The organism is Candidatus Hakubella thermalkaliphila, from assembly GCF_013281975.1.
GTDB classification, from domain to species: domain Bacteria; phylum Actinomycetota; class Humimicrobiia; order Hakubellales; family Hakubellaceae; genus Hakubella; species Hakubella thermalkaliphila.
This window is the reverse complement of sequence record NZ_BLRZ01000193.1, coordinates 1-2,271: the sequence shown is the minus strand read 5'-3', so window position 1 is coordinate 2,271 and position 2,271 is coordinate 1. Positions and strand designations below refer to the sequence as shown.

2 protein-coding genes are annotated in these 2,271 nt (G+C 55.1%); both read right to left on the bottom strand.

What is annotated here, in order from left to right:
* Positions 1-197: 197 nt before the first annotated feature.
* Positions 198-1,145, bottom strand: a complete 948-nt coding sequence (gene arcC / locus HW443_RS10765) for a carbamate kinase (protein WP_176227107.1) — start codon at positions 1,143-1,145, stop codon at positions 198-200.
* Positions 1,146-1,171: 26 nt separating this feature from the next.
* Positions 1,172-2,212: an ornithine carbamoyltransferase gene (locus tag HW443_RS10760; RefSeq protein ID WP_176238186.1), complete on the bottom strand. Its 1,041-nt coding sequence runs from the start codon at positions 2,210-2,212 to the stop codon at positions 1,172-1,174.
* Positions 2,213-2,271 lie beyond the last annotated feature (59 nt).

Sequence of the window (2,271 nt, the reverse complement as noted above, 5' to 3'; positions counted from 1 at the left end):
AAAATAACACAATTTTCATGCGACGTGGTGCGCCGCGGTGCATGGGCGATTCCTTCTTTAATTCCTCACCACAACCTACGATGTTAGCAGTACGTTCAACAATATGCTCCTGCCCGCAAAGGGAAACTGACTACCTCTAGCAGGAAAGGAATTAGCACCTGGGCAGGTGGCCCGGCCAGGCACAAGGAGCTATGTTCCTAATCTGGAATGAAGCGCGTGCCAGTTTCTCCAGCCAAAGCCCGCTCAATGTTCTCAGGCGAGGTCACCAGAGCCTCTTTTCCTCCTTTATCCAGGTACCAGATGATGGCCTGAATCTTAGGTCCCATGCTCCCAGGCGGAAAATGGCTCTCGGCCAGGTATTTTCTGGACTGGCTTAGAGTCAGGCAGTCCAGATCCACCTGGTCAGGGGTATTGAAGTTAAGAGCTACCTTTTCCACGGCAGTGGAGATTAAAAATAAATCGGCCTGGATGGCGGTGGCTAGTAAACTACTGGCATAGTCCTTATCAATGACCGCCTCCACCCCCTTTAGTTGGCCTTGCTCATCCTTCACCACCGGTATTCCCCCACCGCCTACGGCGATGACAGTATATCCCTTGTGGACCAACTCCATGATAACGTCTCGTTCCACGATCTCCCTGGGTAGAGGGGAGGGAACCACGCGACGCCAGCCCCGACCAGCATCCTCCACTACCGTCCACCCCCGCTCCTCCTGGTATCTCAGAGCCTTCTCCTGATCGTAGAAGGGGCCAATGGGCTTGGTGGGATTGTGGAAGGCAGGGTCGTCCTTATTCACAATTACCTGGGTGACCACCGTGACGGCTTGTTTGTCCATAGCCAGGCGCAGGAAGTCATTATATAGACACTGCTGGATCATATAGCCCAGGGCTCCCTGAGTATCCGCGCCGCAGGAATCCAAAGGCACAGTATGCAGAACATGGCTGGACAGCTCGGAGCGTAAGAGGATAAAACCGACCTGCGGCCCGTTGCCATGAGTAATGACCACCTCCCAGCCCTGGCGGATCATGCTGGCAATGGGCCTGGTCGTCTCCCGGGTAATGGCAAACTGGTCAGAGACGGTTTGACGATCCTTAGTAATGAGGGAGTTACCACCGATGGCGATGACCGCCACTCTGCGATCAACCATAAAAACATGTCCTCCTTTCCCATGAGCTATAGGTTGCCCATGGTTAAGGCCATCAAAGCCTTTTGCACGTGGAGCCGGTTCTCTGCTACATTATAGATAACCGAGCGTGGTCCCGAAGCGACGGCGTCGGTCACCTCGTGACCCCGGTCCACCGGCATGGGGTGAGTGAAGATGGCATCGGTGGTGAGAGCCATTTTCTCCTCATCACAGATCCACTGAGGATACTTGAGGGCCATCTCCACCTCTTTCTGTTTCTGAAACTCCCCATCCACGTAGGCACGAGGACTCATCCAATGCCGGGAATACACCACATGAGCCCCCTCGTACCCAGAGCAGGGGTCATGAACGATCTGGAATTCCGTCCCATGGGCCCCACAGTTGGTCTTGGTCCACTCTATGACCTGTGGATCCAGGTCATAGCCCTCGGGACAGGCCAGGGTGATATGCATGCCAAAGCGGGAAGCGATGAGCAGACCCTCCTGCACCGAGCACCAGGAACGAGCCAGGGCACCATGTCCCCAGGTCATAAGCAGCTTCTTCCCCTCTAGCACCCCCATGTCCAGGGTATGACCAGGCCCTTGGCCGAACCACTCCGCCCAGCCCATAATATCTGCCAGACCCTGGCAGGGGTGGTACTTATCATGAGCCATAGAGATGATAGGGATACTCGCCCAGCGGGCGTACTGACGCAACAGATCGTCGCCCTCACCATAGGCACCGATCTTATCCTCCAGGATGCGGATACCCAGGCCACTAGCATAGCGGCTCATCACCTGGGTGGCGTCTTCAATGGTCTCCCCTGCTGTTTTCTCGGTCTTGAGACGCATGGCCCCGGGCTCCAGAAACTGAGCATGGCCTCCTAACTCAGTCGCAGCGCATTCAAAGGACTGTCGAGTGCGAACAGAAGGATTATAAAAGAACATGAAAAAAGTCTTGTTCTCCAGTACCCGGCTCCAGCGAGGAGAGAAGCGATCTCGTTTCATTTTGGCCGCCAAATCAAGCACCGCCATCAGCTCCTCTACCTCCCACTCCTGGGTACAGAGGAAATCTTTACCGTACAGATCCATCAACTGCCTCCCTTGAAAATAACCCAATTTTCATGCGACGTGGTGCGCCGCGGCGCATG

What these genes read in the sequence shown, in the direction of transcription:
- arcC (WP_176227107.1), bottom strand. Translation starts at nt 1,145, where the DNA reads ATGGTTGATCGCAGAGTGGCGGTCATCGCCATCGGTGGTAACTCCCTC.
- HW443_RS10760 (WP_176238186.1), bottom strand. Translation starts at nt 2,212, where the DNA reads ATGGATCTGTACGGTAAAGATTTCCTCTGTACCCAGGAGTGGGAGGTA.